The following is a 20,560-nucleotide window of genomic DNA, read 5'->3' as shown; positions in this document are numbered from 1 at the left end:
CATATCCGCGTGCAGTTCGCTGGGAGGCACGCGCGAGTTCTACCGGCTGCGCGCTGAACTCAGCAAGCGATTGATCGTCGAACGCGGCTTCGACGCCATCGCGGTCGAGGCCGACTGGCTGGACGCCTTGCAGGTCAACAACCAGCAGGCGCCAGACCCGGCGCGGCGCGTGGGCTTCTACGGCATCGACCTGTACAGCCTGCACAAGTCGATGCAGGCCGTGGTTCCTTATCTCGACCAGGCCGATCCCGAGGCGGCCGGCCGCGCGCGCGGACGTTGCAGCTGTTTCGATCACGTCGCCATGGATCCGCAGCGTTACGGCTACCTCACCAGCCTCGGCCTGCGGCCCGACCGCGAGGTCGGGGCGGTGCGCTAGCTGGTCGAGCTGAGCGCGCAAGCCGCTGAAGGTGTCGTCGCACTGGACAGCGGGGGACTTGCCGGAGACTTATCCGTCGGGATTGTAGCGAGCAGCAGCGCGGCGGCGGCCAGATTCAGCAGCACCGTCAGCCAGAAGCGGATCAGGAAGCTGGTCTTGCGGCACTTGTGGCGCAACAGGCGCTGCGCCAGCAGGCCGCCCGGCCAGCCGCAGCACAGGCCGAGCATCAGCAGGGTGAATTCGGCAGTGCGGCGGCGCTGGTGGATGGCCGCCGCCTTGTCGATCGCATAGGCGATGAAGCAGGCCGCGCTGGCGGCGCCGTACAGCGACGCCAGCCACAGCCAGCCTAGCGCCGGCGCGGACGCGGTCAGAAGTAGCTCAGGCCGAGCGCGGCCTTGACTTCGTCGGCGGTTCGGGCCGCCACCTCGCGGGCGTGCATGGTGCCTTCCTTCAGCAATTGCATGATGTAGCCCTTGTCTTTTTCCAGCTCCTCGCGGCGCGCGCGGATCGGCGCCAGCAGTTCTTGCAGCACCAGTTCCAGGCGCTTCTTGACGATCGAATCGCCCAGGCCGCCGCGCACGTAGTGGGCCTTCATTTCTTCCAGCTTGTCCTTTTCCGGATCGAAGGCGTCCAGGTAGATGAAGGCGACGTTGCCTTCCAGGTGGCCGGGGTCTTCCACGCGCAGGTGCAGCGGGTCGGTGTAGACCTTCTTGACGGCGGCGGTGATCTCGGCCGCGCTGGCGCCCAGGTTGATGGTGTTGCCCAGCGATTTGCTCATCTTGGCCTTGCCGTCGATGCCCGGCAGGCGGCCGATGTCCGGCACCAGCGCCTTGCATTCGACCAGGATGTCCTTGTTGGCGATGCGGTTGAAGCGGCGCACGATTTCGTTGGTCTGCTCGATCATCGGAATCTGGTCTTCGCCGACCGGTACCAGCGTGGCCTTGAAGGCCGAGATGTCGGCCGCCTGCGAGGCCGGGTAGGTCAGGAAGCCGGCCGGGATGTCGCGCTCGAAGCCGCGCAGGGCGATTTCGGTCTTGACGGTCGGGTTGCGCTCCAGGCGGGCCACGGTAACCATGTTCAGGTAATAGAAGGTCAGTTCGGCCAGTTCCGGAATCTGCGACTGGATCAGGATGGTCGACTTGGCCGGGTCGATGCCGACGGCCAGGTAGTCCAGCGCCACTTCGACCACGTTGCGGTGCACCTTGTTGGTGTCGTCCATGTTGTCGGTCAGCGCCTGCGAGTCGGCCAGCATGATGAACTGCTTGAACTGGTGCTGGTAGTCGACGCGGTTGCGCAGGCTGCCGACGTAGTGGCCGAGGTGCAGCGGGCCGGTCGGACGGTCGCCGGTCAGGATGATTTGCGGACCTTTCGGCGCGACGGCGACGGCTTCGGCGGTTTGTGGCTGTTCGGGCAGACTCATCAGGGTTCCTTTACGGTGCCCCGGTCTGGCGCGCGGATGTAAAAAACGCCACCAGAGCAGGGCGGCGTTGATAAAAGTATCACATCACTATGGTTGTACAGTGGCCGCGCTCGCTAAGAGCGGCGCCAATACGTGCGGGCGTGAGGTGGGGCATAAAAAATCATGGCCGTATGGTTGCAGTTTGGTCGCGGTCTGTCAAGTTCGGGAACTGTTTTGCGCGCGAGGCGGTCTAAGCTGGAAAAGGAGAACGACATGTCCAGCAATTTCGACACGGTAGCTTTGATGGATAATCTGGTCGATGGCGGCTTTTCTGAACGACAAGTCAAATCGCTGGCTTCGGCCCTGTACCAACTGATCGAGAGCCAACTGGTGACCAAGCACGATCTCGAATTGGCCTTCGCCAGGTTTGAGCTAAAAATGGTCAGCTATATGTTCACGTTGTTGGTGCTGCAGTCCGGCGTGACGGCAGCGTTGTTCAAGCTCCTGCATTAGCGCGGCCGCACGCTGTCGGTCAACAGTTCGGGGCGGAAGTAGTGCAAGTAGCCTTCCATTACATGGTTGGACTTGCCGGCCTTGTCCAGCGCCTCGCGCAGCAGCGCCTGGTCTTCCGGCTTCAGCGCGTGCGACAGGTAGGCGCCGCTCTGGCGCCACGGCAGCTCCGGCACCGGCTCGGCCTTCAGCTTGTCCTGCAGTCCGTGCACGCGCTGCTCGCGGCGGATGGCGCCGGCCATCAGCGTCGGCCCCATGATGGTGACGTCGGCCGAACCGGCATGCAGCAAGCGCGCCACCGCCACCACGTCCACCTCGGTGAACAAGCGGCCCTGTTTCTGCAATTCGGCCAGCAGCGCAGTATACCGCTCGCCATAATCGAAGCCGCGCACCACCGCCACGCGCAGCTCGCGCCGCGTCAGCAGATCCCGCAGGCTGCCGATCGGCGCGCGGCCGCTGCTCACGGAAATCAGCATGGCGCGGTGATTGATCATCGGGATGAAGGTGCCGATCCTGTCGCGCGCCGGGGTGCGCGTGGCGGGCGCCAGGATGTCCGCGCCGCCGGTCTGGAACATCGCCACCTGGCGCGCGCGCGGCACCACGCTGAACACGAAATGGCAGCCGGTGCGGGCGCCGATGTCGCGCAGCAGATCCGGATAAATCCCTTTCACCTGCGCGCCGTCGACAATCACGCTGGCGCCGCTGGCCGAGACCGGCACGGCGATGTCGCGCGAGCAGCCGGTGGCGCCGGCATGGGCCGCCAGGCTGGCCGCGCATGCCGCCAGCATCAGCCGCCATCTCATGCCGCCTCCGGCTCGTGCTGTCTGAAGTAGCGCTGGGCGACGAAGATGGCCGCCGCCTGCATGGCCGCGCACAGGTAGAAAGTGCTGCCCACGCGCCAGTCGCCGGCCGGCAGGTGGCTGACCTCGCCGAGGATCGCCGACCCCAGCAGCGGCATGATGATCACGCCCACGCTGCTGATCGATTGCAGCGACCCCATCAACTCGCCTTGCTCCCCGGCCGGCGTGTGCCTGGACACAATGCTTTGCAGGGCCGGGCCGATGGCGAACGACAGCACATTGCAGACGATCAGCGCATACATCATCCAGCCCTGCGTGGCCAGGCCGTATAGCAGGTAGGTGATGCTGCCCGAGACCATGCCCAGCTGCGCCAGCCGCACCTCGCCAAAGCGCTTGATCAGCAGGCCCAGCAGGCCGGCCTGCACCACCGCCGCCGTCAGGCCGACGCAGAACAGCGCGGCGCCGTTCTGGCCCGGCGTCCAGTTGAAGCGGAAGGTGGTGTACAGCACCCAGGTGGTCTGCAGCATCATGGCCGCCAGCGTCACCAGCGTGTAGGTCACCACCAGGCCGCGGATCTCGGCGCGGCGCGCCAGCTTGACCAGCGCCGTCAGCGGGTTGATCTTGGACAGCGTGAACGGCGCGCGGCGCGCCGCCGGCAGCGACTCCGGCACCATGAAGTAGCCATACACGCAGTTGGCGGCCGACAGCGCGCCGGCCACGTAGAACGGCAGGTGCAGGTCGTAGCCGCCCAGCAGGCCGCCCACCATCGGGCCGCAGATGAAGCCCAGGCCGAACGCCGCGCCGATCTTGCCGAAGCTCTTGGCGCGGTTGTCCGGCGTCGAGATGTCCGACGCGTAGGCCGACGCCACCGACATGCTGGCCGACGACATGCCGCCGATCACGCGGCCGATGAACAGGCAGGCCAGGTTGGGCGCCAGCGCCGTGGTCAGGAAATTGATGCTCATGCCGGCCATCGAGTACAGCAGCACCGGGCGGCGGCCGACGCGGTCGCTGATGGCGCCCAGCATCGGCATGAACAGGAACTGCATCAGCCCGAACACGGTGCTCATGATGCCGTACCAGTAGGCCTGGTTTTCGCGGCTGCCGGTGAATTCGCCCACCAGCACCGGCAGCACCGGCACGATCAGGCCGATGCCCAGCATGTCGATGAAGACGCAGATCAGGACAAAATTCAGGTTGCCCGGCGCGGCCGGCGCCGCCGCCGTGGTGGTCTCGCTTGTGCTCATGGGGGACGATGGGTTAGGGCGCGGCCGGGCTGGCGGCCCATTCGGCGATGAAGTTGTCGCGGAAGGCGATCAGTTCCTGCATGCGGGCCTCGGCCAGCCGGCGGCCGGCGGCGGTCTGCATCTTGCCGGGCAGGGTGGCCAGCTTGGTGTCGATGTGATCGAGCGCGTAGGCCTTGTCGTTCAGGTCGCGGTGCAGCGCCATCGGATCGTCCGGGTGGGCCAGTGCCGAGTCCATGCGGCCGGCGGTGTAGAACAGGCGCGCCAGGCCGACCGCGCCCAGCGCGTCCAGCCGGTCGGCGTCCTGCACGATGCGCGCCTCGATGGTTTCCGGGCGGATGCCGGCGGAAAAACTGTGGCTCTCGATGGCGTGCGCCACCGCTGCCAGCTTGTTGGGCGGAAAATCCAGCTCGGCCAGCTGGCGGCTGGCCAGCAGCGCCGCCTTGCGCGAGGCCAGGTGGCGTTCGGGATCGTTCTTGGGCAGGTTGACCAGGTCGTGCAGGTAGCAGCCGGCCAACACCACCAGCGCGTCGGCCTCCGGGTAGTCGTCCAGCAGCAGGCTGGCGTTGCGCCACACGCGGTGCAGGTGGTTGGTGTCGTGGGCGCCATCCATGCCTTGCGCCGCGGTGGCCAGGCTTACCAGGCGCGGGTGCCAGAGGGTGAGCAAGCTATTCATCAGTCTCCCGGATCATTGTCGGTTTGATGCAAATCATACAGGCTTGCAGCGGCTTGTGCAGGAGTAAAACCGTGATCGCATTATCAATCTGGTAATTTCAATAAGCCTATTTTGTTGCCGTGCCGCATTTATTTGGTGCTATTGATCTTGACTTGCGGTAACATTACGCTCAATTACTTATCGCATTGAAGGAAAAACCATGTCTAACGTAAGCGAACTGCACGCGACCTCGTCGGTCGCCGGCGAATATCTGGCCTTCACGCTGGGCCAGGAAGAATACGGCATCGATATCCAGAAAGTCAGCGAGATCCGCAGCTACGAAGCACCGACCCGCATTGCCAACGCGCCGCAATTCGTCAAGGGCGTGATCAATCTGCGCGGCATCATCGTGCCGATCGTCGACATGCGCATCAAGTTCAACCTGGGCACCCCGACCTACGACCAGTTCACCGTGGTCATCATCCTCAACATCGGCCACCGCGTGGTGGGCATGGTGGTGGACCGCGTGTCGGACGTCACCACGCTGACCCAGGAACAGATCAAGCCGGCGCCGGAAGTGGGCGCGGCCATGAACACCGACCACATCGTCGGCCTCGGCACCATCGAGGAACGCATGCTGATCCTGGTCGATATCGACAAGCTGATGTCCAGCGCCGACATGGGCCTGATCGAAAACACCGCGCTGGCGGCCTAAGCCGGCGCCGATTGCGCCGGGCAGGTCCCGAGGCTGATACCGTTAGTTTTGTTTTTGATTTACTTTGAGAGGTAGGTGCAAGAATGAATGTGTTGGCGAATATCAGCATCGGCAAACGCCTGGCGCTGGGCTTTACGATCATCCTGGCGTTTGCGGTGCTGATCACCGGCATCAGCGTCTGGCGCCTGCAGGGCGTGGCCTCGGCCACCAGCGAAATGATGCAGGTGCCGCTGGCCAAGGAGCGCATGATCTCCGACTGGTCCGGCAAGATCGACAGCGGCATCCGCCGCACCACCGCGATCGCCCGCAGCAGCGACCCGTCGCTGGGCGCCTACTTCGCCGAGGAGTCCAAGGCCTCGTCGGCCGCCTCCAGCGAACTGCAAAAGAAAATCGAAACGCTGATCTCGGACGACGATGAGAAAGACCTGTTCGCCCGCATCGGCGAGCAGCGCAAGGTCTACCTGTCGTCGCGCGACCAGATCAACAAGCTGAAGACCGCCGGCGAACTGGATGAAGCGACCAAGGTCTTTGAAAACGTCTTTAAGCCCGGCACCGCCAAGTACCAGGAATTGATCGTCGAGCTGCTGAAAATGCAGCGCGCCAAGATTGACGCCGCCGCTGCCCACATCGAAGACATCGCCAACAGCAGCCGCCGGCTGCTGTTCGTGCTGGCCACGCTGGTGCTGGCGCTGGGCGCCGCCTGCGCCTGGCTGCTGACCACCGGCATCGTCCGGCCGCTGCAGGAAGCGGTGGAAGCGGCGCGCCGCGTGGCCAATGGCGACCTCACCGGCCACATCGACGACAGCGCGCGCGACGAAACCGGTCAGTTGCTGTCGGCGCTGAAGGACATGAACGCCAGCCTGCTCACCATCGTCACCGAGGTGCGCACCGGCACCGATCACATCACCACGTCGTCGAGCGAAATCGCCCAGGGCAACCAGGACCTGTCGCGCCGCACCGAGCAGCAGGCCGGCGCGCTGGAGGAAACCGCGTCGTCGATGGAAGAACTGACCTCCACCGTGCGCCACAACGCCGACAACGCCCGCCAGGCCAACCAGCTGGCCGCGTCGGCCGCGCAGGTGGCGGTGAAGGGTGGCGAAGTGGTGGCGCAGGTGGTGGGCACCATGGATTCGATCAACCAGTCGTCCAGCAAGATCGTCGACATCATCGCGGTGATCGATGGTATCGCCTTCCAGACCAACATCCTGGCGCTGAATGCGGCGGTGGAAGCGGCACGCGCCGGTGAGCAGGGGCGCGGCTTCGCGGTGGTGGCGTCGGAAGTGCGCAATCTGGCGCAGCGCTCGGCGTCTGCCGCCAAGGAAATCAAGGCGCTGATCGGCGACTCGGTGGAGAAGGTCAACCAGGGCAGCAAGCTGGTGGCCGATGCCGGCACCACGATGGACGAGATCGTCGCCAGCGTGCACAAGGTCAGCGACATGATCTCGGAGATCACCGCCGCCAGCAGCGAGCAAAGCGCCGGCATCAACGAAGTCAATCAGGCCATCGGCTCGATGGACGCGGTGACCCAGCAGAACGCCGCGCTGGTGGAGCAGGCCGCGGCGGCGGCGGAATCGATGCAGCAGCAGGCCGCCGCGCTGGCGCAGGCGGTCAGCGTGTTCAAGGTGGACGGCACGCCGCGCCTGTCGCACGCGCGCGCTTCCCGCCCGCAGTTGCAAATTGCTCGCAGTGTCTGAGCTTTTCACGTAACATTGCCTTTTAGGCTACGTTACGTGGGAGTGTGAATGCGATATGTACTGCTGGTGTTACTGGCGGCCCTGGCGCCGCTGGTCCGGGCCGAAACCGGATTTGCCCATCTTGAGCAAGGCCCGCACGGCGTCGGTTTCCGCCTCGTTCAGCAGTACGATTATTCGCGCAGCTACCGCGAGCAGTACGATGTGGTGAGCGGCCAGCCGTTCACTGGCGAACGCGCCCGTCCGGTGCAGACGCTGATCTGGTATCCCGCCGCCTCTTCATCCGGCACCCGCATCCCTTATTCCGATTACATCCGCACCGAGGCGACCGAGGATAACTACGGCCTAGGCAAAGCCGAGGTGGATGCCTTTGTCGCGGCCCGCCTGGCATCCGCCAGCGCCGCCATAGGCGAAGCGCAGGCCAAGGCCAAATTCGCGCAGCGCATGTGGGCCGTGCGCGACGCGGCGCCGCTGGCGGGCAAATACCCGGTGGTGGTGTACGCGCCGGGCGGTGGCAGCGCCGCCAACGAGGCGGCGGACATCGGCGAATACCTCGCCAGCCATGGCTATGTGGTCATCGTCAGCCGCAACCTTGGCACGCGCAGCTTCCTGATGACGGCGGACCGCGAGGGCGCCGACACGCAGGCGCGCGACATCAGCTTCCTCGTCTCCTACGCGCACACGCTGCCGTTTGCCGACACCGCGCACATTGCAGCTGCCGGCTGGAGCTGGGGCGGCATGACCAGCCTGTTCGCAGCGGCGGCCGACAACCGCATCTCCGCCGTCATCAGCCTGGATGGCACGCGCGAGCCGGCGCTGACCAAACAACTGCCGCTGTCGCGCCTGACCGTGCCGTGGCTGTACATCTCGCGCAAGCTGGCCACCATTTCGGAACTCAACCAGCGCGGCATCGAGACTTCCTTCAGCCTGCTGAACGCGGCGCGGCACATGCAGCTGTACCAGATCGTCATGCAGCCGATGGTGCACGTCGACTTTTCACCGGTCGCGCTGCGCTTCATGCCGCCGTCGCATTTCGAGGACTACACGCGAGAAGAAGTCGAGCAGGCCTACTACTGGACCGCGCGCTACATGCTGGCCTTTGTCGACGCTTACCTCAAGAACGACGCCGCCGGCCAGGCCTTCATCCAGCGTTCGCCAACGCAGAACGGCGCGCCGCGCCACATGACGCTGTACGAGCCGCGCGCCGCCGACACCGGCCCGGTCGCCACGCGCGCCGGCTTTGCGGCCGAGCTGTCCCGGCGCGGCTTTGAGCACGCGGTGGCCATCTACACGCGGCTGCACGGCGAGGACGACGCGTTCGTGCTGTCCGAGTCGGACCTCAACGGCTGGGGCTACGAACTGCTGCGCTCCGGCCGCGCGCCGGCCGGCGTCGAGATATTCAAGCTGGGCGTATCGCTGTACCCGAAAGACAGCAACCTGCATGACAGTCTGGCCGAAGGCTACGAGGCGGTCGGCAACCAGCCTGCCGCCATCGCCAGCTACCAGCAGTCGCTGGCGCTCGATGCGAAAAACCACCACGCGGTCGAGCGCCTGAAGGCGTTGCAATGAGCCAGCGCATTGCCGCCGCTGTTACACCGAGCGGATCGTGCCGCCGTCCACGCGCAAGGTGGCGCCGCTGACGTAGGCCGCCAGCGGGCTGGCGAGGTAGGCGACGGCGGCGGCGATTTCCTCCGGCCGGCCAAGGCGGCCCACGTCATTCGGCACCAGGTCGCGCACGCAGCCTCGCTCGATCTCCTCCCACGTGCTGCCCCAGCCCCGTTGCGGCGCCATCTTCTCCAGCAGCTGCTTCACCGCCGGCACCAGGATCGCGCCCGGCGCCACGGTGTTGGAGGTGACGCCGGTGTTCTTCAGGTCACGCGCCAGCGACACCGCCAGGTTGTGGCGCGCCGCCAGCGAGGCATTGTAGTCCGGCTGCATCGGGATCGGCTGGCTGGCCAGGCCGCCGCCGATCTGGATCACGCGTCCCCAGCCCCGTTCGCGCATCGCCGGCACCAGCCGTTGAATCATCCGCACCGCGGACAGCACATTGACCTGGTAGGTGTCGATCCAGGTGTCGGGCAGGGCGGTGGTCCAGTTCAGGTGATGGTAGTAGCCGGCGTTGTTGACCAGGATGTCGATCGTGCCGCCCGCCAGTGCCTGCGCGACCACGGCGTCCGCGCCGGCGTCGCTGGCCAGGTCGCCGAGGGCGATGTCGGCACGGCCGCCGGCCTGGCGGATGCTGTCGGCCACCGTTTGCGCGCGGCCCGCGTCACGGCCATGGATCACCACTGACACGCCTTCTGCCGCCAGCTGCCGGGCGATCGCCTCGCCCAAGCCGGTGGTCGAACCCGTCACCAGTGCCCGTTTTTGATTGAGTTGCAAGTCCATTCATTTTCCCCAGATTTAAAATTCTACACATGTAGAATTTTTGGATACTATAGACTCTCGTCCTGAAAATGTATACAGGTGTTTGCAAATGAAAGCTTTGGGGAAAAAAGGGGCGGCGACACGGCAAGCCATTCTGGCGGCGGCGCGCGATGCGTTCACCCAGTCCGGCTACGCGGCCGGTGTGCGCGAGATCGCCGAGCAGGCCGGCGTGACGGCCATGCTGATCAATCGCTATTTCGGCTCGAAAGAGGGATTGTTTGAAGAGGTGGTGGATGCCGCGTTTTCTGCGCCGGGCATCTTGCGACCGGAGACGCTGGCGTCGGCGCGCGACCGGCAGGCGTTGTGCCACGCGCTCGCCGTGGCACTGGTTGGCAAGACCACGCCGCATGCCACGCCAATGGACGGCTTCCTCATCATGCTGCGCTCCGCCAACGACTCGCAGGCGGCGGCCATCCTGCGCAAAAAAATCGAGCAGCATTTTTTGCCGCCGTTGATGCAACTGCTGCCGGCGCGCGATGCCGGCCAGACCGCCGGCATGGTGCTGGCGCTGATTGCCGGCGTCCAGCTGATGCGGCAGATCGTCGAGCTGCCGGCGCTGACCGAGGCCGCGCCGGACGCGCTGGAACGCGACCTCGCCGCACTGCTGGCGTTTTTGATGCGCTGACTCAGGCTGGCGCGGCCGCGGCCTGTTGCGACAGCCGGTCGGCGTCGCCGTTGCGGTGACGCGGCACCCAGCGCAGTTGCACGCCGCCCAGCGCCGCCATCAGCGACACCACGCGCGCGCGATGCGCATCCATGCCCTTGGCGCCGCGCGCCGCGCCGAGATTGACGTCGTTGACCACCACCTGGCTGTCGCCGTACACCACCAGGTCATGCGCGCCATGCGCGCGCGCCGCTTCCAGCAGCGCCGTCAGCGCCAGATACTCGGCGTCGCTGCTGCTGCCATGGCCGGCGCGGCGGCTGATTTCGACGCGTTGCCCGTCCGGCCCGCAGAGCAGGGCGCCGATGCCGATCTGGCCCGGATTCGGATGCGCCGAGCCATCGAACCAGCCGCGCCACGCGGCGTCGGACGGCTGCAAGCCGGCCTTGCGCAGTGCCAGCTTGTGCGCGCCGGCCGCCTGTCTGGCCTGGCGCCGCGCGACGTCGCGCTGGCGCAGCGACTCCCGTTCGGCCAGCAGATGCGCGAGGCCCGGCGCGCCGGCGGCCAGTGTCAGCACCTGCAGCAAGGCCTGCGCCTCGCTCAACTGCATGCGCGCGGCCAGACGGCGCGCGGCCACGCGCTCGCCCTTGTAGGCGGCCGTGGCCAGCGTGTCAAACGCGGGATGGTCCATCAATCGCGGCGACGGTTGTCGGGGTGATGGTCGTAGCGGTTGGGGACGCCGTCGCCATCGCGGTCGCGGTCATAGCGGTTCGGGATGCCGTCGTGATCGCGGTCACCGCGGCCACGGTTGTCGAAGCGGTTGTCGCGATGGTCGTAGCGGTTGGGGATGCCGTCGTGGTCACGGTCACCGTTCGGGCCGCGCTCCCAGCGCGCCTCTTCGCGATACCAGTGGCCGTCGCGCTGCGACCAGCGTGGTTGCGTGTAGACGTAGCCAGGGCGCGAGACGATCCAGTTACCGCCGATCCAGACATGGCGGTTATCGCGCCAGTCCCAGTAGCCGGGCGACCAGATGTAGCCTGGGCGCGGTGCTGGCACCACCTCATAGCGCGGCGGTGGCGGCGCGACGGTGATGTAGTCCACGCGGGACGGGCCGTCGACGACGTACCAGCCGCCGGGGTCGAAACGCCAGCCGCCGCCGTCGCGCACCCAGTTCGCGGGACGCCAGGTGCTGCCGATGCGTTCACGTTCCCAGTGGCCGCCGTACCATACGTGGCGGTGGCCGTCCCAGTTCCAATAACCAGGCGCCCAGACATAGCCGCGGCGCGGCGCGGGCACGACTTCATAGCGCGCGGGAGGCGGCGCATTGCCGATCACGACGCTGACGCCGACTTGTGCGGAGGCGATGGATGGGGCGAAAGCCGCAGCGCTCAGCGCAAGCATGGCGGTGGCAAAAATAGGCTTGATCATGATGTAGTCCTCCGTTGTTATCTGCGCTGTCTGTTGCGCTTGGAATGAACTATATCAAGTGCGGCAACGGTGCGTGCCGGATGATGCAACTTTTTACATATGACACAAAGCTGCGTGGAGGCTGTGTGCGGTGGCGAACAGAGTGGCGCCGGCGGGGAAGCTTCGCCTGTTACGCGACGGCGTGGCCGGGCGTCCAGGCGAAGGGGATGCGGGCGCTCAAATTTTGCTCGCTTTGACGGTGCTGTCGGCGGCCATGGTGGTGGCGCGTTCTTCCAGCAGCGACTGCAGCTTTTGCTCTTGCGTCATGCGCTTGGCGCTGACCACCACGACTTGCATGCCGGAGGCCGAAGCGGCGGTGGCGACAGGTGCGGTTTCGACCGAGTACACAGCGGCGCAAGCCAGGGCGACGGTGACGACGAAGATGGCTTCAAAGTTTTTCAGGACGTTCATGTTGTCTCTCCTTGCGGTGGTTGAATTGAGTTTCGATGTAGTCACTGTATCCAAAGCCCCCGCAAGGCGCACCGGGATTGCGACGAGCCGCAGCTTTTGCGGCCCGAAATGCATTTTGGCGCGATGGCCGCTTTTCCTTGCCCCTCGGCTAAGGCTGGCAGATACCGTCCACCAGCGTGAGGGGCTTATGCCGCGATTCTTCAGCACCATTCTGCAAGCCTGGCACGCGCGCCGCCGCGACCGCCGCCGCAGCGCCAACCTGCGCGCCGGACAACGCGCAGGACAGCACGGACGTCCGGCCATGACGCTGGTGTCGTCTTACCACGCGCCGCGCGCCGATCATGCACCATCATCGCCATCGCCATCGCCATCGCCATCGCCATCGCCATCGGCACCGGCACCGGCATCGCCGTCATCGTCCGCGTCGGGTTCGCCCCCACATGCCGCTGGCATAGCGTCACACGCCGCAGGCGCTGCGCCACCATACGCCAGCCGCACCGTGCCGACCCACGGTCGCCGCGTGCTCCCCGCGCGTGTGGTCTGGATAGCGATTGCAGGGGTGGTAGCGACGCTAGGCGGCGGCGCCCTGATTGCCGGCCATGCGCGCCATCTGGCCGCGTCCACCGCCAGCACGCCGCAATCCGCCGCCAACGTGCGTGCCGCCAACGCCTACCAGAACGTCCTGCCGGGCATCCGCTTCGAGGTGCCCGGGCAGCCGGGCGTCAGTGCCAGCCTGCACCCGGGCGGTTCGCTGCTGATCGTCTCCGGCCTGCGGGCCGCGCCGCCAGTGCGCGTGGACCTGTGCAGCCAGATGCGCGGACCCGGCGACCCACGCCTGCTGCCGCTGCGCCTCGGCTACCGCTTCGACGACGTCGCACGCTGGGTCGCGCGTAACCAGGACGCCAGCGTCCAGATCTCGCTGCGCAACGTCCTGCTGGTAGCAGACCGCACCGCCGCCAGCGACGCCATGCCCGAAATCGACATCGAAGGCACGGCCCGCGCCGACTTCACCGATCCGTCCAGCGAACCGCTGAAACTCAGCTGGCGCGCGCGGCAGGGCGACGCCCGCTGGCTCAGCGACGCCAGCTTCGGCCAGATCGAGCAGGGCGCCACCGGCCAGGTCGCGCTGCGCCAGCAAGGATGGCTATTATGGGGCGCCAACTCCGCCTTGCGCATCGAACGCCGCGCCAACGCCATGTGCCCACAGGCCGGCGAACTGCTGGTGCAAATGTACCGTCCCGCCACTCCATCGCCCGCCGGCATCACATCGCCGCTCGCCACCGCCTCATCGCCGATTAGCGCCGTGCTGCCTGGCGCCGCCACGCCCGCCTTGGTGGCCGCCTTTCCCGCGCACGACCGCGCCGTCACCGCCTACCTGGCTCCCGGCCAGTACCAAGTCCCCAACGCCGCCCCCGCCCCGCTGGAAGACCAATCGCTGTTCGAAGCCCTGCAAGCCCAAGGCCTGATCCGCCTCACCGCCAATGGCGCCATCGAGATCGCCCCGCGCGACCTGCCGCAATGGCAAGCCGCGCCATCCGCCGACCGCGCCGCAGAACTCAGCAACTGGAAGCAGGTCGCCCCCGGCGCCGCCACCAAAAAACTCTTCAAACGCCTGTACTACCAGGCCGACGGCGCCTACGTCCGCCAGCAAATCGACATCTACAACAGCGAACGTCGCCTGCTGGCCTGGCGCATCAAAGCCCCGGACAACCTCACGCCGGACTGGAACGCCAGCACCGGCGGCGCATCCAACGCCGCCAACAACGCGCCGATGATGATCGCCACCACCACCCAGATGCCAGTCGCCGCATCCCGCCTGTTCGCCACACTGCCACAAGGCTGGCAGCCCTGGACGCGCGTCGCCCGCTGGCCGCAAGCCGCTGACGCCCAGGCACCAGGCCAGAACGGCCCGGTCGTCCACCTCACACTCACCCTGCCGCGCACCGCCAGCGGCGGCGAAGTCCTGCACCTGCTGATCGCCGGCCGCGTCGGCAGCGGCATCAGCGGCGCCAGCGCCCAATTCTCGCCAGCGTGCACCGGCCGCTCCTGCGCCAATAGCAACGACGTCCAACAAATCGCCCTGACGCTGCAAGCCGGCGCCCGCACCATCCAGCTCGACGTGCAGCCACTCGACTTCAACACACCGGAAGATCAAAAATACCGCCACCTGCGCGTGGCAAACGGCCGCCTGATCTGGCAAGCGCTGACCCAGAGCGACAACACCGCCAACCGCGCCAGCGCGCCATCACCGGTCCAGCTGCAAGACCGTAACGGCACCGCGCTCTGGGCCGACGGCACACCAAGCGAATCGGCAGTGGAAGCGGGCCTGGCGCCGCTGCTCGGCGTCAGCACCGAGCACGTCAACAGCATCGCGGGCATGCTCGCCCGCCTGCCCGCGCCCCAAGGCCCCATCAACGCGACGCTGACGCTCGACCTGCCGCTACAAGCCCTCAGCCAGCGCGTGCTGGACTGCGTCGCCATGCACCGCGGCCGCTGGGAAGCCGGCCGCTGCGCCGGCAGCCAGCCTGCGCCCGAAGGCCGCCACGCGGGCTTGGTTATCCTTGACACCGAAACCGGCGACATCCTCGCCGCCGCAGGCGCCGGCGCGGGCGACGTCAGCCCCGCCAACTGGGCCGAAGTGCGCGACTTCGACCGCACCAGCCCCGCGCGCAGCCCATTGCGCCTGCCGGCCCTGCAGCACGACGGCGGCGCCCACCAGAGCCCCGGCTCCACCTTCAAGGTGGTCAGCGCGCTCGGCCTGGAACTGGCCGCCCAAAGCGATCCGCAAATCGACGCGCTGCTCGGCGGCATGCCGCTGCAAGCCATCAACCGCCTGGCCGCGCAACGCGGCTACGGCTTCCAGACCGACGCCGCCAGCTATCCCCTCAACCCGCGCCTCGCCCACATCACCAACTACCGCGAACAAAGCCTGGACCGCCGCGCGCAGGAAGGCCGCCTCGGACTGGCGCAAGCCTTGACCTACAGCCTGAATACCTGGTTTGCCTGGTCCGGCGAACTGAGTGACCGCAGCCTGTTCGGCCGCCCGGACGGCGGCGCGCCCGACCTGCAGGCGCTCGACGCCGATGCGCTGGACTCGGTGCGGCCCATCGTGGCCGCCGCCCACCGGCTGGGCTTCGAGCAGGCGCAGCGCCTCGACGGCGGCCTGCTGCCAGCCGATTACACCTGGCGCACCTGGGACGCGCTGCAATCGACGCCCGCCCACATGGACCCGATTCATACCCGCCACGAGCTGCGCCAGATGTCCATCGGCCTGCGCATGCAGGTCACACCGCTGCAAATGGCGCTGGCCTCGGCGACGGTGGGACAGGGCAGGGTGGTTACGCCGCGCATGCTGCTGTCGCTGGATGGCCGCGACGCCGCCACGCCGACCGCCGCGCCGCTTGGCATCCGCCTGGACCGCATCAAGGCCGGCATGAAAGGCGTGGTCGATGTCGGCACCGGCGCCGGCGCCTTCCGCGGCGCCGCGCTGGCCGCTGTGCGTCCCGGCCTGTATGGCAAGACCGGCACCGCGCCCACCGGCGACGACACGGCCACCGTCTGGTTCACCGGCTGGCTGGAGGCGGGCAGCCTGCCCGGCCAGCGTCACCGCCTCGCCATGGCTGCCTTCGTCAGCCATTCCGACGCCACCGGCGGCGAACATGCGGCGCCGGTCATCGCCGCCATCCTGTCCACGCTGGCCGCGCAGAACGGTGAACAGAAGGGGAAATAGCCTTGTAAACGGGATAATGCAAACCGCCTTTTTATGGCATTCTTGAAAAGCCTTTTGATTTACCCTCACTTACAGGAATTTATGCGCTTGCCAGGAACCCGGTACCAGGAGCACGGCTGGGAACAAGTGCGCAAGCTGCTGGGACTTTGCTCGTTGCAGGCCTTCCGGCAGATTGAGATGCGCCAGGTGCTCGACCCCGAGCGGTACGCGCTGCTGCTCGACGCTTATACCGACGCGGTAGCGGCGTGCCTGCGCGCGCAGTCACGCACCGCGCGTGGCGAGGCGGAGGGCAATAGCTACGGCGAGAGCGTGTGCGAGTTGTCGCTTGGCCTGTTGTACGAACTGCAGGCGCAACCTGCGTATTGGAACGCGTTCGCCACCGCCATGGCCAGCGAACATGCGCGCAGCGGCGCCTTCTGGCTCGATGCGGCTGCCGAGGGTGTGCTGCGCAAGAAGGTCAACGACATGTACGCCACCTTGCGCGACAAGGTCGATGCGGACAACTACATCGTCGCCACTGGACGGGATTGTTCACCCAACAAAATTTACACCTACCGGATGCTGGATACTGCGTATCGCGAGATTTCCAGCCTGTTTATGGCATGGGAGCAGCACGCGGCGCAGGTTGGCGCGATACTTGGCCGTCCGCTGGCCGGCACGCCGATCGAGGTGCGGCAGATGAAGACCATCGGCGGCTGCAAGGCCGAATGGATTATTCGCTGGAGCGAGACGCTGGAGCGGTTCGGCGGCGCGCCGGGGCCCTTGCACACCAGGTCCAAGCGCTTCGCCAGCCTGAAAAACAGTCCTGACAAGATTGCGTCGCTGTTGACGGAGATCGGCGATTATGAGGAATTGTCCGCCAATATGGACAGTGCGGAGGAGTGGCAGGGAGATGCCGGCGAGGCCGCGCTGTGGCTGGAAGACTACTGGCGCGTGATCGGCGAGTCCGAGCGGGCGGAGGCCAGCGGCCAGCCGCACGACGAGGACCGCATCCTCGCCGCGCCGGATGCCGGCGATGACGTGGACGCCGATGCCGCTGCCGATGCCGCTTCCGCTTCCGCCGCCGCAGCCGCCCCGGACGGCGACTACCCGGCGCCAACCGACGCCGAGTTGCTCGCCGAGCAGACCCGCGCCGCCGGTCTTTCCCTGCCCCTCCGCTATCTGGAAATGGCGCGGGCCGCGCAGGAATCCGGCAGCTGGACGGTGCGCATGTTGCGCGACGAGTCGCTGCCGGTCCGCTTGGCCGTGTACCACAAGCTGCTGGGCGCTGCGGATGACACCTATCCCGACGCCTGGCTGGACCCGGCCACCGGCGAGCTGCCCACGTTGCAGCAGTTGGCGACGCTGGACCAGATTTCGATGCCGACGCTGCGCAAGCGCCGCAATGAAGCAATCGCCAGGCTGCAAGCAGCGGGGGCACGATGAAGGAGAACGATTTGAACTCAGCACAAGATGATCTGGATGCGCGCTTGCGCGAGCGGCTATTGCTGTCGCGCGCCGTGCCGGGCGACCGCCTGATGCTGGCCGACGCCACGCTGCGGGCCGCGCTGGACGGCAGCCGCGCGCTGACGCCGAATGAGCGCCAGGCCCTGTCCTCGTCGCCGCTGACGCTGCGCCGCTTCCGCCAGTTGTCGCTGGAGCGTTATGCCGTGCTGGCCGCGCAGCCGCCGCAAGCCGCCAACGATCCGGTATGGATCGGCAGCCAGGGCATGCTGCGCGCGGCGTCAACCGCCACGGCGCTGGACACGCTGGTCACCGACGATGGCCACTGGACCTTGCATTTCCTGCCGCAGGACGGCGGCTGGCAGGTGATATTGAGCCTGTCGGCGGAAGCGCCGTTTGCCGCGCACCTGCTGCGCGAACAGCCGCAGTTGCGCGTCATCGACGGCGGCGGCGCCATCGTGCTGCAGGGGCGCCTGGATGCGGATGGCGAATGTGAGCGCGCCTGGCCGTTTGCCACCGCGCCGGCGTCGCATTTTCAACTGTATGGAGCCGGCTTTGCCGTTGAACCGGTCGCGCCGTAGATGATGGGATTATTCAGCCGCCGCCGCAAGCCGGCCGCCGATACGGGCGGTCTGGGAGAAACGTTGATCGCACTGCGTCTCGACGATGGCGATGTCGCGCCGGTCCACAGCACCGTGGTGGTCTTCAACGCCGCCGGTCATGCGCGTCGCCTGGCTGCGGGCAAGGTGACGTGCGAGCAGGGCGAGATGGCGTTCTGCTTTCATCCGGGGCCGTACACGGTGGATGTGCTGCCGTTTGCGTCGGCGCCGGAGTGGGGCTTGCGGTTGCGGTTTGTGGTGGATACGGCCAACCCGCGTGTATCGCGGCAGCGTTTTGACTTGTATTTGTACAGCGAGACGGCAGGGCGGCTGGAGCTGGCCGGCTTTGCTTCGGCGGCCGAGATGGCGTTGCAGGCCGAGTTGGCGCAAGGCGCGCTGGAACTGCCGCCCTGCACGACGCTGGAAGAGTGGCACGCCTTCCGCGCCGGCCTGAATCAGCTGATGTACACGCGCTACGGCGTCACCGTGGACGATTGCGTGCCGGTTGATCTGGGCGACCAGATCGATTACGCCACCATACTTCAGCATCGCGCGCGGGAAGCCGCCGTAGCGGAACGCGCCCGCCTCGCCGCCGAAGCCGCCCCGCCAGATCAAGCCGCCACGATGCCACCCCGAGCCAGCAATGCCGAAACAAGCGTCGCAACAAACACCCAGCGCCACGAGGCCACCACCACCGCGTTCGCCTCGTCCGCGCCCCCATCTGCGGCCGCCTTGCCGGTCCCCGAATCCGCCACGCCGCCGCCCGCCGACGCTGCAACCGCTGATGCCGCCGATGCCGCAGCCATCGCCGCCGTCCACGCCCATGCTGCCGACGCCCACACGCGCGCCGCGACAGACGACCGCGCTGCCAACGCCCACACGCGCGCCGCCACAGGCGCCCGCGCTGCCGACGCCCGCGCCCTGCGACGCCTGTTCCTTGAACTGCCCGCCCTGAGCGGCGAACTACGTATCCTGAACCTTCCCGAAGGCCTGCCACTCTTCCAGCAGCACCAAACGATGCTGCTGCGCCTGCACATGGCTGCACTCAACGTCAACACCATGCCATCGCTAGCCTGGGCCGCCCCCGACCAACCACTGCCTGCCGCCGACCAGACCGGCCGTGCCGCCCAAACCATGATCGCCCAGACAGCGCTGGACGAAGCCTGGTCCCTGCTAGCCCGTCTTCAACTGGCCGCCCCGCAGCAATGGCCATCGCTGATGGACGAAGCAGACCGCATCTGCACCAACCTGGAAACCGGCCTGTCCCTGCGCCGCACACCCCACATCGAACGCACGGAACCCTCGCTATGAGCACTATCTCCATCAGCGCCGTCCCCACCAACGCCGAATGCCGCACCGTGCTGGCCGACGGACGCACCCTGGCCATCACCGCCAGCCGCCGCCCCCGCGCCAATCGCGCCGACGTCAAATGCACCGTCCCCAACGCCCCGGCCATCGCGGAACGCATGCAGCAAATCGTGCGCCTCGCGCGCCACACCGAAGCGCGGCTCGACAGCCGTGACCAAGTGGTGATCAGCATGGACATTACGCCCACCGCCACGGAACGCGACTGGGAACTGGCCGCCGTTCTCGCCGACCGCATGGTACGCGGCCTGCATCCGACAAAGCCCGATACAGTCACCATCGCCCAAGGCCACTCGGACGCCTGGCACACCGGCCGCGTCACCGGCATCGTCCACCAAGCCGCCCAAGTCAAGACACCAGCCCACGCGACCAACGCCGCCAGCGACACTGGCGACGCCACCGTCACCAGCGCCGCGACCACCGCCAGCGTTGCGGCCGCGCCCAGCGTCGGCGCCACCGCCGCCAATACGCTTCGCATCACCCACCTGGCCGCGCTGACCGGCCACGCCGACCCATCGGCCGCCGTCTCCACCGTGCGCGCCTGGTTCCCGCTACACAGCGGCGGCATCCACGACACCCTCGGCTGGGTCGACGTCAGCGTCTTCCCGCTCGAAGCCCCCGCCAGCGCCGAAGAAGACACCATCGCCGCCCCCGGCCTGGACCTGACCGCCCAGCAGGAAGTCAAACAAACCCTCACCGCCGCCCGCCACTACGACGGCAAAGGCCTGAACCGCTGGCGCACCGTGGTCCGCTTTGACCAGCCGCGCTTCCAGGGCGGCTCCTACCAGCTGGCACTGGTGATGGCCGACCGGCTGGCGCGGGGAAGAGAATTTGTGCCGCGCGGCCGCATCATCGCCAGCGGCTGCTCCAGCGCCTGGCACGCCGGCCGCGTCGACACCGTGGACGGCCGCACACCCAAGCTGGAATTGATATTCAATCAAGTAAACACCGGCGACCGCGTCCTGCTGCCCAAGGACTGGCAAGACCATTTACCGCCCGGATTTGCGGCCGGGCTGCGCCAAAAAGGCGCCAGCCTGGCCTGCATTGACAAGATAGGCATGATTTAAACCGTGCGCAAGAAGCAAACCACGCTCGCCCTGCTAAAATCGGCAGATCGCAGGCAAGCC

The 20,560-nt window shown here is 67.0% G+C and carries 20 protein-coding genes and 1 pseudogene; 11 read left to right on the top strand and 10 right to left on the bottom strand.

The window, feature by feature from the left end:
• Positions 1-70 precede the first annotated feature (70 nt).
• Positions 71-376: an erythromycin esterase family protein gene (locus FHW58_RS08680; protein ID WP_229265092.1), complete on the top strand. Its 306-nt coding sequence runs from the start codon at positions 71-73 to the stop codon at positions 374-376.
• Here the strand turns inward: FHW58_RS08680 and FHW58_RS08675 are convergent.
• Positions 373-702, bottom strand: coding sequence for a DUF1294 domain-containing protein (locus tag FHW58_RS08675; RefSeq protein WP_229265214.1), 330 nt, complete (start codon positions 700-702; stop codon positions 373-375). The two genes, FHW58_RS08680 and FHW58_RS08675, sit on opposite strands and share 4 nt — an antisense overlap.
• Positions 703-743: 41 nt before the next feature.
• Entirely contained in the window at positions 744-1,796 is a 1,053-nt protein-coding gene (trpS, locus tag FHW58_RS08670; protein ID WP_179672630.1) for a tryptophan--tRNA ligase, read from the bottom strand.
• Positions 1,797-2,048: 252 nt separating this feature from the next.
• Between trpS and FHW58_RS08665 the strand changes: the two genes are divergently transcribed.
• Positions 2,049-2,288: a hypothetical protein gene (locus tag FHW58_RS08665; RefSeq protein WP_179672629.1), complete on the top strand. Its 240-nt coding sequence runs from the start codon at positions 2,049-2,051 to the stop codon at positions 2,286-2,288.
• On the opposite strand, the gene FHW58_RS08660 is transcribed toward FHW58_RS08665, so the two are convergent.
• The 3 genes from FHW58_RS08660 to FHW58_RS08650 are packed head-to-tail and all read right to left on the bottom strand — an operon-like array spanning position 2,285 to position 5,005.
• Positions 2,285-3,088 carry an ABC transporter substrate-binding protein gene (locus FHW58_RS08660; protein WP_179672628.1) on the bottom strand — a complete coding sequence of 268 codons (804 nt, stop codon included), beginning with the start codon at positions 3,086-3,088 and terminating at the stop codon, positions 2,285-2,287. The genes FHW58_RS08665 and FHW58_RS08660 overlap by 4 nt on opposite strands.
• Positions 3,085-4,332 carry a TCR/Tet family MFS transporter gene (locus tag FHW58_RS08655; protein ID WP_179672627.1) on the bottom strand — a complete coding sequence of 416 codons (1,248 nt, stop codon included), beginning with the start codon at positions 4,330-4,332 and terminating at the stop codon, positions 3,085-3,087. Before FHW58_RS08655 ends, FHW58_RS08660 begins: the two co-directional genes overlap by 4 nt.
• A gap of 13 nt (positions 4,333-4,345) precedes the next feature.
• Positions 4,346-5,005 (bottom strand): HD domain-containing protein, encoded by a 660-nt coding sequence (locus FHW58_RS08650; protein WP_179672626.1) that lies wholly within the window; start codon positions 5,003-5,005, stop codon positions 4,346-4,348.
• A 199-nt stretch (positions 5,006-5,204) separates the two neighbouring features.
• Here FHW58_RS08650 and FHW58_RS08645 point away from each other — a divergent pair, with 199 nt between their 5' ends.
• From FHW58_RS08645 to FHW58_RS08635, 3 genes are all read left to right on the top strand, one after another.
• The gene (locus FHW58_RS08645) at positions 5,205-5,699 is read left to right on the top strand and encodes a chemotaxis protein CheW (protein ID WP_179672625.1); all 495 of its coding nucleotides are present in this window, start codon (positions 5,205-5,207) and stop codon (positions 5,697-5,699) included.
• 83 nt (positions 5,700-5,782) lie between these two features.
• A complete protein-coding gene (locus FHW58_RS08640) occupies positions 5,783-7,393 on the top strand; it encodes a methyl-accepting chemotaxis protein (protein ID WP_179672624.1) in 1,611 nt (536 codons plus the stop codon).
• A gap of 48 nt (positions 7,394-7,441) precedes the next feature.
• Complete coding sequence (locus FHW58_RS08635; protein ID WP_179672623.1) at positions 7,442-8,959, top strand: prolyl oligopeptidase family serine peptidase; 1,518 nt, start codon at positions 7,442-7,444, stop codon at positions 8,957-8,959.
• Between the two features lie 21 nt (positions 8,960-8,980).
• Here the strand turns inward: FHW58_RS08635 and FHW58_RS08630 are convergent, their stop codons facing one another.
• Positions 8,981-9,778, bottom strand: a complete 798-nt coding sequence (locus FHW58_RS08630; RefSeq protein WP_179672622.1) for an SDR family NAD(P)-dependent oxidoreductase — start codon at positions 9,776-9,778, stop codon at positions 8,981-8,983.
• 88 nt (positions 9,779-9,866) lie between these two features.
• Between FHW58_RS08630 and FHW58_RS08625 the strand changes: the two genes are divergently transcribed.
• On the top strand, positions 9,867-10,442 hold the full coding sequence (locus FHW58_RS08625; protein ID WP_179672621.1) for a TetR/AcrR family transcriptional regulator: 576 nt from the start codon (positions 9,867-9,869) through the stop codon (positions 10,440-10,442).
• A gap of 1 nt (position 10,443) precedes the next feature.
• Here the strand turns inward: FHW58_RS08625 and FHW58_RS08620 are convergent, their stop codons facing one another.
• The 4 genes and pseudogenes from FHW58_RS08620 to FHW58_RS08610 all read right to left on the bottom strand — a co-directional run bounded on the left by FHW58_RS08620 (position 10,444) and on the right by FHW58_RS08610 (position 12,296).
• Positions 10,444-11,109 (bottom strand): ribonuclease HI family protein, encoded by a 666-nt coding sequence (locus FHW58_RS08620; protein WP_179672620.1) that lies wholly within the window; start codon positions 11,107-11,109, stop codon positions 10,444-10,446.
• A complete protein-coding gene (locus tag FHW58_RS27920) occupies positions 11,109-11,519 on the bottom strand; it encodes a hypothetical protein (RefSeq protein ID WP_373996669.1) in 411 nt (136 codons plus the stop codon). Before FHW58_RS27920 ends, FHW58_RS08620 begins: the two co-directional genes overlap by 1 nt.
• 117 nt (positions 11,520-11,636) lie before the next feature.
• A pseudogene (locus FHW58_RS27915) lies at positions 11,637-11,819 on the bottom strand (YXWGXW repeat-containing protein); the annotation flags it as partial.
• 243 nt (positions 11,820-12,062) lie between these two features.
• Positions 12,063-12,296: a hypothetical protein gene (locus FHW58_RS08610; protein WP_179672618.1), complete on the bottom strand. Its 234-nt coding sequence runs from the start codon at positions 12,294-12,296 to the stop codon at positions 12,063-12,065.
• Between the two features lie 187 nt (positions 12,297-12,483).
• Here FHW58_RS08610 and FHW58_RS08605 point away from each other — a divergent pair, with 187 nt between their 5' ends.
• From FHW58_RS08605 to FHW58_RS08585, 5 genes are all read left to right on the top strand, one after another.
• Complete coding sequence (locus tag FHW58_RS08605) at positions 12,484-16,026, top strand: penicillin-binding transpeptidase domain-containing protein (protein ID WP_179672617.1); 3,543 nt, start codon at positions 12,484-12,486, stop codon at positions 16,024-16,026.
• Between the two features lie 81 nt (positions 16,027-16,107).
• Positions 16,108-17,451 carry a hypothetical protein gene (locus tag FHW58_RS08600; RefSeq protein ID WP_179672616.1) on the top strand — a complete coding sequence of 448 codons (1,344 nt, stop codon included), beginning with the start codon at positions 16,108-16,110 and terminating at the stop codon, positions 17,449-17,451.
• Between the two features lie 11 nt (positions 17,452-17,462).
• A complete protein-coding gene (locus FHW58_RS08595; RefSeq protein WP_308937268.1) occupies positions 17,463-18,050 on the top strand; it encodes a hypothetical protein in 588 nt (195 codons plus the stop codon).
• On the top strand, positions 18,051-19,379 hold the full coding sequence (locus tag FHW58_RS08590; RefSeq protein ID WP_308937267.1) for a hypothetical protein: 1,329 nt from the start codon (positions 18,051-18,053) through the stop codon (positions 19,377-19,379).
• Positions 19,376-20,500 carry a hypothetical protein gene (locus FHW58_RS08585; protein WP_179672614.1) on the top strand — a complete coding sequence of 375 codons (1,125 nt, stop codon included), beginning with the start codon at positions 19,376-19,378 and terminating at the stop codon, positions 20,498-20,500. The genes FHW58_RS08590 and FHW58_RS08585 overlap by 4 nt, the downstream gene beginning before the upstream one ends.
• Positions 20,501-20,560: the final 60 nt, after the last annotated feature.

The organism is Duganella sp. 1224 (assembly GCF_013408245.1).
Classification (GTDB): domain Bacteria; phylum Pseudomonadota; class Gammaproteobacteria; order Burkholderiales; family Burkholderiaceae_D; genus Rugamonas.
Note: the sequence above shows the minus strand (reverse complement) of the source record. Positions and strands in the feature narration are given on the sequence as shown.

What these genes read in the sequence shown, in the direction of transcription:
- trpS (WP_179672630.1), bottom strand. Translation starts at nt 1,796, where the DNA reads ATGAGTCTGCCCGAACAGCCACAAACCGCCGAAGCCGTCGCCGTCGCG.
- FHW58_RS08665 (WP_179672629.1), top strand. Translation starts at nt 2,049, where the DNA reads ATGTCCAGCAATTTCGACACGGTAGCTTTGATGGATAATCTGGTCGAT.
- FHW58_RS08660 (WP_179672628.1), bottom strand. Translation starts at nt 3,088, where the DNA reads ATGAGATGGCGGCTGATGCTGGCGGCATGCGCGGCCAGCCTGGCGGCC.
- FHW58_RS08655 (WP_179672627.1), bottom strand. Translation starts at nt 4,332, where the DNA reads ATGAGCACAAGCGAGACCACCACGGCGGCGGCGCCGGCCGCGCCGGGC.
- FHW58_RS08650 (WP_179672626.1), bottom strand. Translation starts at nt 5,005, where the DNA reads ATGAATAGCTTGCTCACCCTCTGGCACCCGCGCCTGGTAAGCCTGGCC.
- FHW58_RS08645 (WP_179672625.1), top strand. Translation starts at nt 5,205, where the DNA reads ATGTCTAACGTAAGCGAACTGCACGCGACCTCGTCGGTCGCCGGCGAA.
- FHW58_RS08640 (WP_179672624.1), top strand. Translation starts at nt 5,783, where the DNA reads ATGAATGTGTTGGCGAATATCAGCATCGGCAAACGCCTGGCGCTGGGC.
- FHW58_RS08635 (WP_179672623.1), top strand. Translation starts at nt 7,442, where the DNA reads ATGCGATATGTACTGCTGGTGTTACTGGCGGCCCTGGCGCCGCTGGTC.
- FHW58_RS08630 (WP_179672622.1), bottom strand. Translation starts at nt 9,778, where the DNA reads ATGGACTTGCAACTCAATCAAAAACGGGCACTGGTGACGGGTTCGACC.
- FHW58_RS08625 (WP_179672621.1), top strand. Translation starts at nt 9,867, where the DNA reads ATGAAAGCTTTGGGGAAAAAAGGGGCGGCGACACGGCAAGCCATTCTG.
- FHW58_RS08620 (WP_179672620.1), bottom strand. Translation starts at nt 11,109, where the DNA reads ATGGACCATCCCGCGTTTGACACGCTGGCCACGGCCGCCTACAAGGGC.
- FHW58_RS08610 (WP_179672618.1), bottom strand. Translation starts at nt 12,296, where the DNA reads ATGAACGTCCTGAAAAACTTTGAAGCCATCTTCGTCGTCACCGTCGCC.
- FHW58_RS08605 (WP_179672617.1), top strand. Translation starts at nt 12,484, where the DNA reads ATGCCGCGATTCTTCAGCACCATTCTGCAAGCCTGGCACGCGCGCCGC.
- FHW58_RS08600 (WP_179672616.1), top strand. Translation starts at nt 16,108, where the DNA reads ATGCGCTTGCCAGGAACCCGGTACCAGGAGCACGGCTGGGAACAAGTG.
- FHW58_RS08590 (WP_308937267.1), top strand. Translation starts at nt 18,051, where the DNA reads ATGATGGGATTATTCAGCCGCCGCCGCAAGCCGGCCGCCGATACGGGC.
- FHW58_RS08585 (WP_179672614.1), top strand. Translation starts at nt 19,376, where the DNA reads ATGAGCACTATCTCCATCAGCGCCGTCCCCACCAACGCCGAATGCCGC.